Here is a 16926-nt window from a genome sequence, read left to right as displayed (position 1 = left end):
CAGGGGAGGACGGGGGCCGCGGGCGTCGGTGCTCCAGCGCCTCAGAGCGAGTAGACCTCTTCGATCAGCGCCTGCTGCTCGGCGGCGTGCCGCTTGGCCGAGCCGACCGCCGGGGACGAGGCCGTCGTGCGGGCGACGCGGCGCAGCCGCGAGCCGTTGGCGCTGCGGCCGACGACGACCTGGAGGTGGTCGACCAGGTTCATCGCGATGAACGGCCAGGCGCCCTGGTTGTCCGGCTCCTCCTGCGCCCAGACGAACTGGACGTCGTCGCCGTAGCGGGCGAGCTCCTCCTGGAGCTCGGCCACCGGCAGCGGGTAGAGCCGCTCGACCCGGACGATCGCGGTGTCGGTGACGCCGCGCTCGGTGCGGGCCGCCGCCAGGTCGTAGTAGAACTTGCCGGCGGTGATGACGACCTTGCGCACCTGCGCCGGGTCGACGGTGTTGTCGCCGATGACCGGGCGGAAGGAGCCGGACAGGAACTCCTCGGTCGCACTCGCCGCGGCCTTGAGACGCAGCATCGACTTCGGGGTGAAGACGACCAGCGGCTTGTGGTGCGGGTTGTGCGCCTGCCAGCGCAGCAGGTGGAAGTAGTTCGACGGCAGGGTCGGCATGGCGACCGTCATGTTGTTCTGCGCGCACAGCTGCAGGAAGCGCTCCGGGCGGGCGGACGAGTGGTCCGGGCCCTGGCCCTCGTAGCCGTGCGGCAGCAGCAGGGTGACGCCCGAGTGCTGGCCCCACTTCTGCTCGGCGGAGGCGATGTACTCGTCCACCACGGTCTGCGCGCCGTTGACGAAGTCGCCGAACTGCGCCTCCCACATGACCAGCGAGTTCGGGCGGGTCAGCGAGTAGCCGTACTCGAAGCCCATCGCCGCGTACTCCGACAGCAGGCTGTCGTAGACGGTGTAGCGGGCCTGGTCCTCGGTGAGGTACTGCAGCGGGGTGTAGTCCTCGCCGGTGTTGCGGTCGATCAGGACGGCGTGCCGCTGGCCGAAGGTGCCGCGGCGGCTGTCCTGGCCGGCCAGGCGGACCGGGTGGCCCTCCATGAGCAGCGAGCCGATGGCGAGGGTCTCGCCCGTCGCCCAGTCGATGGTGTTGTCCTCGACGGAGGCGGCGCGGCGCTGGAGCTGCGGCAGCAGGCGCGGGTGGACGGTCAGCCAGTCCGGCAGGTTGACCTGCGAGGCGGCGATCCGCTTGACCATCTCCTGGGAGATGCCGGTCTGGATGTTGACCGGGAAGTCGGCGACCGGCTTGCCGGCGGTGGCCGGGGCCGGGGTCTGGGCGGCGTCGCGGACCTCGGCGAAGACCTTCTCCAGCTGGCCCTGGAAGTCCTGGAGCGCCTGCTCCGCCTCTTCCATGGTGATGTCGCCGCGACCGATCAGGCCCTCGGTGTACAGCTTGCGCACCGAGCGCTTCTTGTCGATCAGGTCGTACATCAGCGGCTGGGTGAACGACGGGTTGTCGGCCTCGTTGTGACCGCGGCGGCGGTAGCAGATGAGGTCGATCACGACGTCCTTGTGGAACGTCTGGCGGAACTCGAAGGCGAGCCGCGCGACGCGGACCACGGCCTCCGGGTCGTCGCCGTTCACGTGGAAGATCGGGGCCTCGATCATCCGGGCCACGTCGGTGCAGTACATCGAGGAGCGCGAGGACGCCGGGGCGGCGGTGAAGCCGACCTGGTTGTTGACCACCAGGTGGATCGTGCCGCCGGTGCGGTAGCCGCGCAGCTGCGACATGTTCAGGGTCTCCGCGACGACGCCCTGGCCGGCGAAGGCCGCGTCGCCGTGGATCTGGATCGGCAGCACCGGGAAGGTGGTGCCGCCCTGGTCCAGGATGTCCTGCTTGGCGCGGGCGATGCCCTCGACGACCGGGTCGACCGTCTCCAGGTGGGAGGGGTTCGCGGCGAGCGAGACCTTGATGGTCTCGCCGTCCAGGCCGGTGAAGGTGCCCTCGGAGCCGAGGTGGTACTTCACGTCGCCGGAGCCGTGCATCGACTTCGGGTCGAGGTTGCCCTCGAACTCGCCGAAGATCTTGCCGTACGGCTTGCCGACGATGTTGGCCAGCACGTTCAGGCGGCCGCGGTGGGCCATGCCGATGACGGCCTCGTCGAGGCGGTGCTCGGCGGCGGCGTCGATGGTGGCGTCCAGCAGCGGGATGAGCGACTCGCCGCCCTCCAGCGAGAAGCGCTTCTGCCCGACGTACTTGGTCTGCAGGAAGGTCTCGAAGGCCTCGGCCGAGTTCAGCCGGCGCAGGATGCGCAGCTGCTCCTCGCGCTCGGGCTTGGAGTAGGGCTTCTCCAGGCGCTCCTGCAGCCACTTGCGCTGCTTCGGGTCCTGGATGTGCATGTACTCGACGCCGACGGTGCGGCAGTACGTGTTGCGCAGCAGGCCGAGGATGTCGCGGAGCTTCATCATCTTCTGGCCGCCGAAACCGCCGACCGCGAACTCGCGCTCCAGGTCCCACAGGGTGAGGCCGTGGGTGGTGACGTCCAGGTCGGGGTGCTTGCGCTGCTTGTACTCCAGCGGGTCCGTGTCGGCCATCAGGTGGCCGCGCACGCGGTACGCGTGGATCAGCTCCATGACGCGGGCGGTCTTGTTGACCTCGTCGTCGTGGGTGGTGGCGACGTCGGTGGCCCAGCGGACCGGCTCGTACGGGATCCGCAGCGACTCGAAGATCTCGTCGTAGAAGCCCTTCTCGCCGAGGAGGAGGCGGTGGATCTCGCGCAGGAACTCGCCGGACGCCGCGCCCTGGATGACGCGGTGGTCGTAGGTCGAGGTCAGCGTCATGATCTTGGAGACGCCCAGGCGGGACAGGGTCTCCGGGGCGGAGCCCTGGAACTCGGCCGGGTACTCCATGGCGCCGACGCCGACGATGGTGCCCTGGTTCTGCATCAGGCGCGGCACGGAGTGCACGGTGCCGATGCCGCCGGGGTTGGTCAGCGAGACCGTGACGCCGGTGAAGTCGTCCATGGTCAGCTTGTTGGCGCGGGCCCGGCGGACGATGTCCTCGTAGGCCTGCCAGAAGCCGAAGAAGTCGAGGGTCTCGGCCTTCTTGATGGCCGCGACGACGAGCTGGCGGTCGCCGTTCGGCTTGACCAGGTCGATGGCCAGGCCGAGGTTGACGTGCTCGGGCTTGACCAGGAAGGCCTTGCCGTTCTCCACCTTGTAGCTGTAGTTCATGCCCGGGGCGGCCTTGATGGCCTGGACCAGGGCGTAGCCGATCAGGTGGGTGAAGGAGACCTTGCCGCCGCGGGCGCGCTGCAGGTGGTTGTTGATGACGATGCGGTTGTCGATCAACAGCTTCGCGGGCACCGCGCGGACCGAGGTCGCGGTCGGCACCTCCAGCGAGGCGTCCATGTTGGTGGCGACGGCCTTGGCCGGGCCGCGCAGCTGGATCAGCTCGGGGCCGGCGGGCGCGTCCGCCGCGGCGGCGGCCGGAGCGGCCGGAGCGGCCGGGGCGGCGGCCTTGGGGGCCGGGGCCGGGGGCGCGACGGGAGCTGCGGCGAGCGGCGCGGGGGCCGGCGCCGGTGCGGCCGGGGCGGCCGGTGCGGCGGGGGCGGTCGCGGCCGGAGCAGCAGCAGCGGGCGCGGGGGCAGCGGCAGGGGTCGGCGTGGGGCCGGCCTGGGTCGCGGCCTGGGTCACTGGGGTCACCTCGGTACCGGGCTTGTAGTCGGCGAAAAAGTCCCACCAGGCTCGGTCGACCGAGTTCGGGTCCTGGAGGTACTGCTGGTAGATCTCATCGACGAGCCACTCATTGGGACCGAAGCCAGTGGAGCTAGCCGAGCTATTGGGGGTTTCAGGGGACTGTGGCGACACGGCGGCAACCGCCCTCTTCCGCTTCCTTTTGGGATGTTTGGACAGCGGGGATTAAGGCTACGCCCCTGACCAGTGATCGCGCAGTCCCCGGGCCCCAGGCGTCGCCCAGATCACAGTCCTGACCTGCAGTTTGGCTGAAAATGTGCGTTAGAAAGCCGTATCTGAGGGGAAGCGATCGCCTCCACCCATGGGGCATATCCGGGCAAAACCGAACAAAGCCCCATGCGGATCATCCAATGATCTTCGTGTACGTCTGTGTCGCTTCTGTGACACATCCGACCCTCAGCGTTGCCCCGGCAGCCGGACCTCGATCCGGCAGCCGCGCGGCGACTCGGCGACCGCGATCCGACCGCCGTGCAGGTCCACCGCCCAGCGGGCGATGGCCAGGCCGAGGCCGGTGCCGCCGTCCGCGCCGGGCCCCTGGGCGGTCGCGGTGCCGCTGCGGCTGAACCGCTCGAACACCCGGCCGCGGTCGGCCGGCGGGATGCCCGGGCCCTCGTCCTCGACCTCCAGCAGCAGGCCGCCGGGCCCGCCGTCGGGCCGCGCGCGCACCGTCACGGTGCCGCCGGGCGGGGAGTGCTTGCAGGCGTTGTCGACCAGGTTGGCGACCACCTGGTGGAGCCGTTCCGGGTCCGCCACGCCGGTCAGGCCGGTCGGGCTGACCTCCAGCGCCAGCCGGACGTCGCCGCGCCGGGAGAACGCCCCGCCGGCCGTCGCGCCGTCCACGGTCACCCCGCGCAGCACGCCGTCCAGGAACTCGCGCACCTCGAAGGGGCGGGCGTCCAGGTCGACCACGCCGTCGTCGATCTTGGAGAGGTCCAGCAGGTGGGTGACCAGGCGGCCGAGCCGCTCGGTCTGCTCCAGGGCGGCCCCCAGGGTCGCCGGATTGGGCTGGACGACGCCGTCCACCACGTTCTCCAGCACGGCGCGCAGCGCGGCGATGGGCGTGCGCAGCTCGTGCGAGACGTTGGCGACCAACTCGCGGCGGTGCCGGTCGGCGGCCCCCAGATCGGCGGCCATCTGGTTGAAGGTGGTCGCCAGTTCGCCGATCTCGTCGCGCGAGTTCACCTCGACCCGGCGGCTGTAGTCGCCGGAGGCCATCGCGCGGGCGGCGGCCGTCATCTCGCGCAGGGGGGCGGTCAGCCCGTGCGCGAGGAACTGCATGAAGAGCAGCGAGGCGATCATGGAGAAGACCATGATGATCCGGATCTGGGTCTCGGACCGGATCGCCACGACCACCATGCCGGTGGCCAGGAAGACGGAGACGATCACCAGCAGGGCGAGCTTGCCCTTGATCGAGCGGACCGGGTCGAGCGGACGGATGTCGGCCCAGACCCGGCGGGCGGCGCGGGCGGCCAGCGTCTGCGACCGCGTGCCGCCGGTGTCCCCGTTGCGTTGCTGTGGAAAGGTCATTGGTCCCCTGTGATCCCCGCGTACGTCCCCCGCGTGGTGCGCGGCAGTTCGGGACACGGGCCCCCCGGAGGCCCGTCGCCCGAGGCTCGCCGCTAGGAGAGCGGGGCCTCCAGCGCGTACCCGACGCCGTGGACGGTACGGATCCAGCTCGCGCCGATCTTGCGGCGCAGCGCCTTGACGTGGCTGTCCACGGTGCGGGTGCCGGACGCGTCCGTCCAGTCCCAGACCTCGGCCAGCAGCTGCTCGCGGGTCAGCACGGCGCGCGGCTGCGCGGCCAGGCAGGCGAGCAGGTCGAACTCGGTGGGCGTCAGGTGGACGTCGCCCGAGGCGAGCCGGACCCGGCGCTGCACGTGGTCGATCTCCAGCTCGCCGAAGCGCAGCGAGCCGAGCGCGGGCGTGCGGGCCGCCTGCTGGGCGCGCTCGACGCGGCGCAGCAGCACGTTGACCCGGGCGGCCAGTTCGCGCATCGAGAACGGTTTGGTCATGTAGTCGTCGGCGCCCACGCCGAGGCCGACCAGCAGGTCCGTCTCGTCGTCGCGCGCGGTCAGCATCAGCACCGGCACCGGGCGCTGCGCCTGGATCCGGCGGCACACCTCGAGGCCGTCGAAGCCGGGCAGCATGATGTCGAGGACCACCAGGTCCGGCTGCCAGGTGTGGAAGCCGTCGACCGCGCCCGGCCCGTCGTGGGCCACGGCGACCTTGAAGCCCTCCGCGCCCAGCCGGGCCGCGATCGACTCCGCGATCGTCGGTTCGTCCTCCACCACCAGCACTCTGCGTTGGCTGCTCACCGTGCCGCCGCTGTGGTTGTTGTCCTGCTGAAGTTCTGTCACGGTCACGCCACCGCCCCCAGGGCTGCGGGCCGGCCACCTGTGGGGATGGCGGGCTCCGCTCGTAGTCTTGTTCCGTCGTGGACTGTGCCGGGTCCGCCGTCCCGTCGTGCGTGCGGGTCGGCGGGCGGATTGTCGCCCGCCCACTTCTCCCGCGCACTTCGCAGCGTACGGACAGCGGATGCCTCCCGGCAGGTGGACCGGACGTTTCCGGCCCGTGGGCCGGCTGTCGGGCCGCCCTCGGAGCCCACTGCACGAGTGGGCACGGGCCGATACCTTACCCGGCGATTTTTCTCTGCGTAACGGTACGTATGCAGTCGAGTTGACGCCAAGTCGCCGGTCAGAGCCCCTGTCGGCACGCTCGCCGAAAGAAGGTCTGGACCAATATCAGGAATCCGGTCGACCGGTTTCCTGACGGTCTTCACCGGCTTTTCTCAGATGCCTCTCAGAACCTCGACGTAACGTGGCCACGACAACGCCCCGCAGGGCGGGATCCGCGGCGCGCGCCGGTACGTTGGGCACCTGGGTGAGGGGCCGGTGGCTGCCGGCGTGGAGCGGAGGGCGGCATGGCTGGACTGCGGCGAGGTGCCGGACGGGTCGGGGCGCCGCCCGTCGGCCCGCCGTACGGGATGCTCCGGCACGGTCTGCGCACCGGCGTCGTCGAGTGGCTGCTGGCGCGGGTGCCGACACCCCGGCGAAACCCCTTCACCCTCGGCTATCTCGCCGTGGTGGGCGCCACCACGACCTTTGCCAAACTCGCCGATCCGGAACTCGTGCAGCGGCTGCAGGAGGCCTCCAGTTCCGACGGCCACAACCTCCTGCAGCACCCCCTGCGCGCGCTGGTGCTCAGCGGCTTCTGGGTGGCCGGCGAGGTGTGGATGCCGTACCTGTGGGGATTCGCCGTCACCCTCGCGCCGCTGGAGCGCCGGATCGGCCCCGCCCGGGCGGCGGCGGTCTTCGCGATCGGGCACGTCACGGCCACGCTGCTGTCCCAGGGCGTGGTGATCACCGCGGTGGAGGCCGGGCGGATGGAGGCCGGGGCGCTGGACTACCTGGACATCGGCGTCAGCTACGGCGTGCTCACCTGTCTGGGTGCGGTGGCCGGGCTGCTGCCGTGGCGCGGGCGGCTGGTCGCGCTCGGCGGCGCCGGGCTCCTGATCGCCGAGCAGATCCTCACCGAGCGGGACCTGGTCACCGCCGTGGGGCACCCGGCCGCGGTGCTCACCGGGGTGGCGCTGTGGCGCTGGCTGCGCCGGGCCCAGGCCCGCCGGCCGCGGCCGAAGCCGCGGACGCGCCGGGTCGAGGCGCCGGCCGCGGGCTCCTCGCCCGCGCCGGGCGGCGCTCCGGTCCTGGACGTGCGCTGACCCTTCCGGGTGTCGCCCCCCGGGCGCTTTTGACGGCACTTCCCGCACCCTCCCCCCGCTCGCTCCACACCCGCTCCCGTTCGCTCACGGCGAACACCGCCTCGGGAACATCCGGCGCGCGCCAGGCCTTAGTCAGGTCGACTCAACTTCACTGACTGGGGAGAGATCATGGCATCGACGTCCACACCGCTCACCCTGCCCGTGCTGCCGCTCGACGACGAGGTCGTCCTGCCGGGCATGGTCGTCCCGCTGGACCTCAAGGACACCGAGGTGCGCGCCGCGGTCGAGGCCGCCCGCGCGGCGGCCACCGGCACCGGCAAGCCGCAGGTCCTGCTGGTCCCGCGGGTGGACGGCTCGTACGCGGCGGTCGGCACCCTGGCCACCGTCGAGCAGGTCGGCCGGCTGGCCGACGGGGAGCCGGCCGCGCTGGTGCGCGCCGTGCGCCGGGTCCGCATCGGGGCCGGCACCACCGGCCCCGGCGCCGCCCTCTGGGTGGAGACCACGCCCTTCCGGGAGTCCTCGGTGGACACCCCGGTGGCCGGCCGGGCCGCCGAGCTGGTCAAGGAGTACAAGGCGCTGTCCACCCAGTGGCTGCGCAGGCGCGGCGCCTGGCAGATCGTCGACCGGGTGGCCCAGATCGAGGGCGTCGGCGAGCTCGCCGACAACATCGGCTACGCGCCCTTCGCCACCGCCGAGCAGAAGCTCAAGGTGCTGCTGGAGGCCGACCAGGTCGCCCGCCTGGAGTACGCGCTGACCCTGCTGCGCGACCACCTCGCCGAGGAGGAGGTCAACGACACCATCCGCAAGGACGTCGAGGAGGGCGTGGCCAAGCAGCAGAAGGAGTTCCTGCTCCGCCGCCAGCTGGAGGCCGTCCGCAAGGAACTGGCCGAGCTCAACGGCGACCCGGCCGACGAGGAGGGCGACTACCGCGCCCGGGTCGAGGCCGCCGACCTGCCCGAGAAGGTCCGCGACGCGGCCCTCAAGGAGGTCGACAAGCTGGAGCGGGCCTCCGAGCAGTCCCCCGAGGGCCCCTGGATCCGCACCTGGCTGGACACCGTCCTGGAGCTGCCCTGGAACGAGCGCACCGAGGACGCGTACGACATCGCCGGCGCCCGCGCGGTGCTGGACGCCGACCACGCCGGTTTGGCCGACGTGAAGGACCGCATCGTCGAGTACCTCGCGGTGCGCAAGCGCCGGGCCGACCAGGGGCTCGGGCTGGTCGGCGGCCGGCGCGGCGGAGCGGTGCTGGCGCTGGTCGGCCCGCCCGGCGTCGGCAAGACCTCGCTCGGCGAGTCGGTGGCCCGCGCCATGGGCCGCACCTTCGTCCGGGTCGCGCTCGGCGGCGTCCGGGACGAGGCCGAGATCCGCGGCCACCGGCGCACCTACGTCGGCGCGCAGCCCGGCCGGCTCGTGCGGGCGATCAAGGAGGCCGGCTCGATGAACCCGGTCGTCCTGCTCGACGAGATCGACAAGGTCGGCTCCGACTACCGGGGCGACCCGGCCGCCGCCCTGCTGGAGGTGCTGGACCCGGCGCAGAACCACACCTTCCGGGACCACTACCTGGAGGTCGAGCTCGACCTCTCGGACGTCGTCTTCCTCGCCACCGCCAACGTGCTGGAGGCCATCCCCGAGCCGCTGCTCGACCGGATGGAGCTCGTCCGCCTCGACGGCTACACCGAGGACGAGAAGGTCGTCATCGCCCGCGACCACCTGCTCCCGCGCCAGCGCGAGAAGGCCGGACTGGGCGGCGACCAGGTCAGCGTCGACGAGGCGGCGCTGCGCCGGCTGGCCGGGGAGTACACCCGGGAGGCCGGCGTGCGGAACCTGGAACGCTCGATCGCCCGGGTGCTGCGCAGGATCGCCGCCCAGGCCGAACTCGGCGAGCGCGAACTGCCCGCCGCGATCGGCCCGGACGAGCTGCGCGCCCTGATCGGCCGGCCCCACCACGTGCCGGAGGCCGCCCAGGCGCCGGCCGAGCGGCGCACCGCCGTCCCCGGCGTGGCCACCGGCCTCGCCGTGACCGGCGCCGGCGGCGACGTCCTCTACATCGAGGCCTCGCTCGCCGACGCCGAGACCGGCGGCACCGGACTCACCCTCACCGGGCAACTGGGCGACGTGATGAAGGAGTCCGCGCACATCGCGCTCTCCTACCTGCGCTCGCGCGGCGCCGAACTGGAGCTGCCGGTCACCTCGCTGCGCGACCGCGGCGTGCACCTGCACGTCCCCGCCGGGGCCGTCCCCAAGGACGGGCCGAGCGCCGGCATCACCATGACCACGGCGCTCGCCTCGCTGCTGTCCGGCCGCAAGGTGCGCACCGACCTGGCGATGACCGGCGAGGTGTCGCTGACCGGGCGGGTGCTGCCGATCGGCGGGGTGAAGCAGAAGCTGCTCGCCGCCGACCGGGCCGGCGTCACCACGGTGATCATCCCCAAGCGCAACGAGGCCGACCTGGACGACGTCCCGGCCGAGGTGCTGGAGCGGCTCACCGTCCACCCGGTGGCGGACGTGCGGGAGGTGCTGGAGCTGGCCCTGGAACCGGCCAAGGTCCTGGCCGCGGCGGCCTGACCGGGCCGCGCCGGGTCGACGGGCGGACCGACGGGAGGATCGACGGGAGGACGGCGTCTGCGCGTGCCACACTGCGGAGATGCCGTCCCCCACGCAGCGCGCCCTGGCCCGGGTGCCGGCCCGGCTGCGTCCGTTCCTGGTGCGGCACCGCAGGCTGGTGAAGTTCCTGCTGGTCGGCGGCGCCTGCTTCACCCTCACCCTGGTGATCGACTTCGAGCTGAAGTTCACCGTGCTGGAGCACAAGCCGGTGGTCGCGCTGACGATCGCGACCGTGATCTCGACCGTCGTCTCCTACGTGCTCAACCGTCGCTGGGCCTTCCGGACGGCCGGGCACCCGCGCGAGGCACTGCTGTTCTTCCTGGTCAGTGCCATGGCGATCGCCGTCAACGACCTGCCGCTGGCACTCTCCCGCTACGCCCTGGACCTGCGCGAGCCGTACGTCGGCCCGTTCGTCCAGGAGACCGCGGACTTCCTCAGCGGGATGGTCGTCGGCACCTTCGCCGCGATGCTGTTCCGCTTCTGGGCGATGCAGCGGTGGGTCTTCACCCGGCCCGCCGAACGGGCGCACCCGAGGTACGAACCCGGTTACGCTGCACCCGAGATGCCGCGGGATGCGCCATGAGGCCGTGAGGTGAGGGTTATGCGCGGGGAACCGGACGCGGTTCGGAGCGGGCCCGCCAGCCAGCAGGGGATGCGCCGGGCCAACCTGGCCCTGGTGCTCGGGGTGATCGCGCGCGCCCCGCGCTCCCGGGCCGAGGTGGCCGCCGAGACCGGCCTGACCAGGGCCGCCGTCTCCTCGCTCGCCGAGCAGCTGATCGCCGGCGGCCTGGTCGTCGAGGAGGGCCCGGCCGCGCCCAGCGGCAAGGTCGGCCGCCCCGGCACCGCGCTCGGGCTCAACCCGCTCGGGCCCGGCGGCCTCGGCGCCGAGATCGGCGTGGAGCACCTCGGCGCCTGCGTGGTCGACCTGAGCGGCGAGGTCCGGACCTGGCGCCGCCGCGAGGTCCGCAACCGGGGGCGCCGGCCCGCCGCGGTCATGGCCGACCTCGCCGAACTGCTGCACGCGGCCGTCGCCGAGTCGGGCCTGCGCCCGGCCGGGCTGACCCTGGCCGTCCCCGGGCTGGTCGGCACCTCCGGCGGGGTGCTCCAGCGGGCCGCCAACCTGGGCTGGCGGGACGTCCCGCTGGCGGCCGAACTGCGCCCCGCGCTGCGCGCGGCCGGCGCGGCCGAACTGGCCGAGCTGCCGGTCGAGGCGGACAACGAGGCCAACCTGGGCGGGCTGGCCGAACGGTGGCTGGGCGGCGGCCCGGAGGACTTCCTGTACGTCTCGGCCGAGGCCGGCGTCGGCGCGGCGATCGTGGTCGGCGGGCGGCTGCTGCGCGGGGCGCGCGGCTACGCGGGCGAGTTCGGCCACGTGCCGGTCCACCCGGACGGCCACCGCTGCGCCTGCGGCGCGCACGGCTGCCTGGAGCAGTACGCGGGGGAGGCGGCCGTGCTGCGGGCGGCCGGGCCGGCGGGCGCGCGGGGCGACTGGGTGACACTGCTCGCCGGGCGGGCCGGGGCCGGGGACGAGCCGACCCTCGCGGTGCTGGCCGGGGCCGGTTCGGCGCTGGGCATCGCGGTCGCCGGGGCGGTCAACCTGCTGGACCCGGCCGAGGTGGTGCTGGGCGGCGGCTACGCCCGGCTGGCGCCCTGGCTGCTGCCGGCGATGCGGGCCGAGCTGGCCGCCCGGGTGACGGTGCGGCCCTGGTCGGACGAGCGGCTGACGGTGTCCCGGCTGGGCCGGCGCGGGCCGCTGCTGGGCGCCGCGGTGGGCGTGGTGCGGGCGGTCGTCGCGGACCCGGGCCGGCTCGCCGGCGGCTGACTCCCGGCCCGGGACGCACCGGAGCCCCCGGCCGGGCGGCCGGGGGCTCGGGGTGAGGAACGCGGGGGATCAGGCCTCGGAGGACGCCTCGGCGGCGACGATCTCGCGGCCGCCGGAGCGCGGGCCGCGCAGCACGGCCAGGTAGGCGACGCCGATGCCGATCAGCGCCCAGACCACCAGGACCACGATCGGCATGCCCAGGTTGGTGGAGCCGAAGTAGGCGATCGACTTGGTGGCACTGGTCCCGGCGCCGTTCGGGATCAGCGAGCCGATGGCCCGCCAGAACGGCGGCATCATCGGTGCCGGGTAGACGCCGCCGGCGCTCGGGTTGCCCAGCACCACGAAGATCAGCACCGCGACGCCGATGCCGATGACGTCGAACAGGCACTGCAGCGCCATGGTGAACGCGCCGACCGTGAACACCACCAGGGCGCCGATGCCGGTCAGGGCCAGGATCGAGCCGGGCAGCGCGTCCAGCACCGGTCCGGCGATGATCGTGCCGCCGAGGCCGGCGCCGACCGAGTACAGCGCCAGCACGCCGAGGCGGATCAGCAGGCGGTGGACGTTGGCGGGCTTGGAGCCGGCGCTGATGCCGAGGATCGAGGCGACCAGGTAGCCGCCGACGCACCAGCCGATGACCAGGTAGAACGCGGAGAGGCCGTTGGTGTCACCCTTGGCGAGCGGCACGACGTCCTCGACCTTGACGGTGCGGCCCTGGGACTTGTCCAGCGCGGTGGTGATGGACTCGGCGGCCTTGGCGGCGGAGGTGCCGCGGGCGCCGCCGACCAGCAGGGTGTCCTCGGTGCCGGTCGGGTTCACGACCAGCGCGGCGTAGATCTTCTGGTCCTTGATCTGCTGGGTGGCCGTCTCGGCGTCCGGGGCGGTGACGGCCTTGACGGCGTCGTCCGGCACGGATTCCAGCCCCTGGACCAGCTTGGGGGTGACCTGCGGCGGGGCGACCACCGCGATCGACAGCTCGTGCGGGGCCGGGTGGTGCAGCGCCCCGACGTACGAGGTGATGAAGCCGAGCTGCAGCAGCAGCACGCCGATCACGAGCAGTGCCGCACGCGGTGTGACCGCGCCCTTCAGTTCAGCGACGAAACCCTGCCCCGGGGCGGCCATCCACATCTCCTTGTGTATTGGGGGAAAACGGATACTTCATACCATGAACTAGTTGGCTTGTCGCACCCCGCGCGCCGCGTTCCGGCCAGTGCGGCTGCGGGATACTGGCGCGGTGAGTGACGAGGAATCCCTGCTGGCGGTGGAGCGCGAGGTCGCGCTGATGTTCCGGCGGGGCCGGGCCCGAGTGGCGGAGCTCTCACGCCGGGTGCACCCCGAGCTGGAGGGGATGGCCTACAGCATGCTCGGCTACATCGAGCAGGCCGGGCGGGTGCGGGTGACGGACGTCGGCGTGCACTTCGCGGTCGGCAAGGCCACGGTGAGCCGGCAGATCCGGGCGCTGGAGGAGCTGGGCCTGGTGGCCCGGGAGACGGATCCGCTGGACCGCCGGGCCGCACTGGTCTCGCTGACCGAGGACGGGCGGCGGCGCTACCTGGCGGCCCGGGACGTCCGGATGCGGCGGGTGCGGGAGCTGCTGGGCAGCTGGTCGCCGGAGGACGTGGACCGCTTCGCGGTGCTGCTGCACCGCTTCAACGACGTGATCGGGGATCCGCCGGCGGAGTGACCGGTGGCCGGGCCCCGGGGCGGGGCCGGTCCGTGGCGGTTGGGACCGGGCCTGGGGCGGCGGCCGGGGCGGCGGCCGGGGCGAGGCCTTTACTTGGGCTTGAAGAAAGTTGCCTTAGTCAACCATCGGGCCTATGGTTGCGTAAGGCAACGATTTTCCCTGCCCGCGCACCCCCGCCCCCCGCTCACTCCTCCCGCCGAAGGACCCAGATGACCGTCACAGCCGAGGCGACCGTCGGAGCCGCCGTCGACGATCAACCGATGACCCACCGGCAGGTGATGGAGGCGCTGTCCGGCCTGCTGCTCGGCCTCTTCGTGGCCGTGCTCTCGTCGACCGTCGTCTCCAACGCCCTGCCGCACATCCTCACCGACCTGCACGGCGGCCAGTCCGCCTACACCTGGGTGATCACCGCGGCCCTGCTGACCCTGACCGCCTCCACCCCGATCTGGGGCAAGCTCTCCGACCTCGTCAGCAAGAAGCTGCTGCTCCAGATAGCCCTGCTGATCTACATCGCCACCTCCGCCCTGGCCGGCCTCTCCCAGAACACCGCCGAGCTGATCGCCTGCCGCGCCCTCCAGGGCATCGGTGCCGGCGGTGTGGTCGCGCTGGGCCAGATCTGCCTGGCCGCGATGGTCCCGCCGCGCGAACGCGGCCGTTACAGCGGCTACTTCGGCGCGGTCTTCGCGCTGGCCACCATCGGCGGACCGCTGATCGGCGGCGTCATCGTGGACACCTCGTGGCTGGGCTGGCGCTGGTGCTTCTACGTCGGCATCCCGTTCGCGCTGGCCGCGATCCTGGTGGTGCAGCGCACCCTCAAGCTGCCGGTGGTCAAGCGCAAGGCGAAGATCGACTACCTCGGCGCGCTGGTCATCACCGGCGCCGTCAGCCTGCTGATGATCTGGATCACGCTGGCCGGCACGAACTACGACTGGCTGTCCTGGCAGACCGCCGCGATGGTCGGCGGCGGCCTGCTGCTGGGCGCCCTGGCCGTGGTGATCGAGCGCCGCGCCGCCGAGCCGATCATCCCGCCGGACCTCTTCAAGTACCGCACCGTCACCCTGGCCGCGGTGGCCAGCGTGCTGGTCGGCGTCGGGATGTACGGCGCGACCACCTTCCTCAGCCAGTACTTCCAGCTGGCCCGCGCCAAGTCCCCGACCATGGCCGGCCTGATGACCCTGCCGATGATCCTCGGCCTGGCGCTCGCCTCCACCGTCGCCGGCCGGCTGATCACCAAGTACGGCAAGTGGAAGGCCTACCTGGTCGCCGGCACGGCGCTGCTCGCGATCGGTTTCGGCCTGCTCGCCACCGCCCGCGCCGACACCGACTACAAGCTGCTCTGCGTCTACATGGCGATCACCGGCATCGGCCTCGGCCTGACCAGCCAGAACCTGGTGCTCGCGGTGCAGAACACGGTGCCGCGCCACGAGCTCGGCGCGGCCAGCTCCGTGGTGACCTTCTTCCGCACCATGGGCGGCGCGATGGGCGTCTCCGCGCTCGGCGCGCTGATGAACAGCAAGGTGACCCACTACCTCGCGGAGAACCTGGCCGCCGCGCACATCCCGGCCGCGAGCGCGGCCGGCGGCGGGGGCATCCCGGACCTGCACAAGCTGCCCGCCCCGATCGTCCCGCTGGTGACGGACGCGTTCGGGCACGGCGTCGGCACCGTCTTCCTGTGGGCCGCGCCGTTCGCGGCGCTGGCCTTCGTCACGGTGCTGTTCATCCGGGAGACCGCGCTGAAGACCAGCCAGCAGGGCTGACTCCGGGCGGGGACGCGCGAACGGGCCGGGGAGTGTGGATCACACTCCCCGGCCCGTTCGGTTCGTCCCGCGCGCGGACGGCGGGAACCGTCGGACCGCGCCCTACGGCGCGGCGATCAGGACCAGGCCGTAGACGACGGCCGCGGCGCAGAGGCCGAAGCAGGCGTAGGCGCCGGCCAGGGCCAGCCGGCCGCCGCCCGGCTCCTGGGCGGCCTCGCCCTCGCGGGCGCTCAGCGCGGCCTCGCGGCGGGACAGGGCCAGGATGCCGAGCGCGAAGACGGAGACCACGGCGACGGTGATGCCGAAGCTGGCACCGGCGGTCTGGGCCAGGGCGTTCCACTTGATGTGCATGGCGGGTGCTCCTCAGCCTGCGGCGCTCAGGCCGCGACCGTGGTCGAGGCGGGGGTGGGGGCGTTCGCGGTGGCGGCGGTGGCGGGGATCTCCACCGGGGTGACGTCGTTGACGTCGTTGACGTTGTCCGCGCTGACCGGCTGGCGGCGGGAGATCAGCCACATCGCGCCGGAGCCGGCCACCAGCACGGCGCCCACCAGGACGATGCCCCAGGTGCCCTGGCGGACCAGCAGCGCGGCACCGCCCGAGACCAGCGCGGCGGCCGGCAGGGTCAGTGCCCAGGTGTAGACCATGCGGCGCACCAGGCTCCAGCGCAGCTCGGCCTTCGGGCCGCCGAGGCCGGCGCCCATGATGCCGCCGGAGCAGACCTGGGTGGTGGAGAGGCCGAAGCCCATGTGCGAGGAGGTCAGGATGACGGTCGCGGCGGCCGACTCGGAGGCGAAGCCCTGCGGTGCCTTGATGTCGGCGAGGCCCTTGCCCATCGAGCGGATGATCCGCCAGCCGCCCATGTAGGTGCCGAGCGCGATCGCGGCGCCCGCGGAGATGATCACCCAGGTGGGCGGCAGCGCGCCGTGCGGCAGGGCGCCGACCGACACCAGGGTCAGGGTGATGATGCCCATCGTCTTCTGGGCGTCGTTGGTGCCGTGCGCGAGCGAGATCAGCGAGGACGAGAAGATCTGGCCGGTCTTGAAGCCCTTGGTGGCGGTGGCCTCGTTGCCCTTGCGGGTGATCGCGTAGGCCAGCTTGGTGGCGCCCCAGGAGGCCAGGCCGGCGACCAGCGGGGAGGCGATCGCCGGGATCAGGATCTTGGAGAGGACGGTGTCGAAGTTGACGCCGTTCATGCCGACGCCGACCACGGTGGCGCCGATCAGGCCGCCGTACAGCGCGTGCGAGGAACTGGACGGCAGGCCGCGCAGCCAGGTCAGCAGGTTCCAGAGGATCGCGCCCGCCAGTGCGGCGAAGATGATCTCGGGGTGGATGCCGCTCTTCTCGTTGACGATGCCGCCGGAGATGGTGGTGGCGACCTTCACGGACAGGAACGCGCCCGCGAAGTTGAGGACGGCCGCGATGGTGACCGCGACCTTCGGCCTGAGGGCTCCCGTCGCGATGGAGGTGGCCATCGCGTTGGCGGTGTCGTGGAACCCGTTGGTGAAGTCGAAGGCGAGCGCCGTGATGATCACAACGGCTACCAGGAACGAGATGTGTTCCATACCCAAACAATCGTCGTAGTTGTCGCACGGACGTTGGTGTCGTCGCGACCGTAGGTCTGTTTGGTAAACGGAAGGTGAACT

General features: G+C 72.4%; 12 protein-coding genes. 6 read left to right on the top strand and 6 right to left on the bottom strand.

Annotation, left to right across the window (positions count from 1 at the left end; all coding sequences use genetic code 11):
* Window positions 1-41: 41 nt before the first annotated feature.
* The 3 genes from ACIO9K_RS19215 to ACIO9K_RS19205 all read right to left on the bottom strand — a co-directional run bounded on the left by ACIO9K_RS19215 (window position 42) and on the right by ACIO9K_RS19205 (window position 6055).
* Entirely contained in the window at window positions 42-3812 is a 3771-nt protein-coding gene (locus ACIO9K_RS19215; protein WP_363619327.1) for a multifunctional oxoglutarate decarboxylase/oxoglutarate dehydrogenase thiamine pyrophosphate-binding subunit/dihydrolipoyllysine-residue succinyltransferase subunit, read from the bottom strand.
* A 282-nt stretch (window positions 3813-4094) separates the two neighbouring features.
* Window positions 4095-5225, bottom strand: coding sequence for a HAMP domain-containing sensor histidine kinase (locus tag ACIO9K_RS19210; protein WP_363619326.1), 1131 nt, complete (start codon window positions 5223-5225; stop codon window positions 4095-4097).
* Window positions 5226-5317: 92 nt separating this feature from the next.
* On the bottom strand, window positions 5318-6055 hold the full coding sequence (locus ACIO9K_RS19205) for a response regulator transcription factor (RefSeq protein ID WP_063351140.1): 738 nt from the start codon (window positions 6053-6055) through the stop codon (window positions 5318-5320).
* A 563-nt stretch (window positions 6056-6618) separates the two neighbouring features.
* Here ACIO9K_RS19205 and ACIO9K_RS19200 point away from each other — a divergent pair.
* The 4 genes from ACIO9K_RS19200 (at window position 6619) to ACIO9K_RS19185 (ending at window position 11842) form a co-directional block, all read left to right on the top strand.
* The gene (locus tag ACIO9K_RS19200) at window positions 6619-7416 is read left to right on the top strand and encodes a rhomboid-like protein (protein ID WP_363619325.1); all 798 of its coding nucleotides are present in this window, start codon (window positions 6619-6621) and stop codon (window positions 7414-7416) included.
* 168 nt (window positions 7417-7584) lie between these two features.
* Complete coding sequence (lon, locus tag ACIO9K_RS19195) at window positions 7585-9981, top strand: endopeptidase La (protein ID WP_363581929.1); 2397 nt, start codon at window positions 7585-7587, stop codon at window positions 9979-9981.
* A 79-nt stretch (window positions 9982-10060) separates the two neighbouring features.
* A complete protein-coding gene (locus ACIO9K_RS19190; protein WP_363619324.1) occupies window positions 10061-10603 on the top strand; it encodes a GtrA family protein in 543 nt (180 codons plus the stop codon).
* 18 nt (window positions 10604-10621) lie between these two features.
* Window positions 10622-11842, top strand: a complete 1221-nt coding sequence (locus ACIO9K_RS19185; RefSeq protein WP_400331265.1) for an ROK family protein — start codon at window positions 10622-10624, stop codon at window positions 11840-11842.
* Window positions 11843-11911: 69 nt separating this feature from the next.
* On the opposite strand, the gene ACIO9K_RS19180 is transcribed toward ACIO9K_RS19185, so the two are convergent.
* Entirely contained in the window at window positions 11912-12964 is a 1053-nt protein-coding gene (locus ACIO9K_RS19180; protein ID WP_363581935.1) for an ABC transporter permease, read from the bottom strand.
* 112 nt (window positions 12965-13076) lie between these two features.
* Here ACIO9K_RS19180 and ACIO9K_RS19175 point away from each other — a divergent pair, with 112 nt between their 5' ends.
* Both ACIO9K_RS19175 and ACIO9K_RS19170 read left to right on the top strand, forming a co-directional pair.
* Window positions 13077-13526, top strand: coding sequence for a MarR family transcriptional regulator (locus ACIO9K_RS19175; protein ID WP_363581937.1), 450 nt, complete (start codon window positions 13077-13079; stop codon window positions 13524-13526).
* A gap of 209 nt (window positions 13527-13735) precedes the next feature.
* Window positions 13736-15283: an MDR family MFS transporter gene (locus ACIO9K_RS19170; protein WP_063347836.1), complete on the top strand. Its 1548-nt coding sequence runs from the start codon at window positions 13736-13738 to the stop codon at window positions 15281-15283.
* 102 nt (window positions 15284-15385) lie between these two features.
* Here the strand turns inward: ACIO9K_RS19170 and ACIO9K_RS19165 are convergent, their stop codons facing one another.
* Window positions 15386-15634 carry a hypothetical protein gene (locus tag ACIO9K_RS19165; protein WP_063347835.1) on the bottom strand — a complete coding sequence of 83 codons (249 nt, stop codon included), beginning with the start codon at window positions 15632-15634 and terminating at the stop codon, window positions 15386-15388.
* Window positions 15635-15660: 26 nt separating this feature from the next.
* The gene (locus ACIO9K_RS19160) at window positions 15661-16845 is read right to left on the bottom strand and encodes an anion permease (protein WP_400331260.1); all 1185 of its coding nucleotides are present in this window, start codon (window positions 16843-16845) and stop codon (window positions 15661-15663) included.
* Window positions 16846-16926 lie beyond the last annotated feature (81 nt).

The organism is Kitasatospora sp. NPDC087271, from assembly GCF_044744605.1.
Classification (GTDB): domain Bacteria; phylum Actinomycetota; class Actinomycetes; order Streptomycetales; family Streptomycetaceae; genus Kitasatospora.
This window is presented reverse-complemented; position numbering and strand designations above follow the sequence as displayed.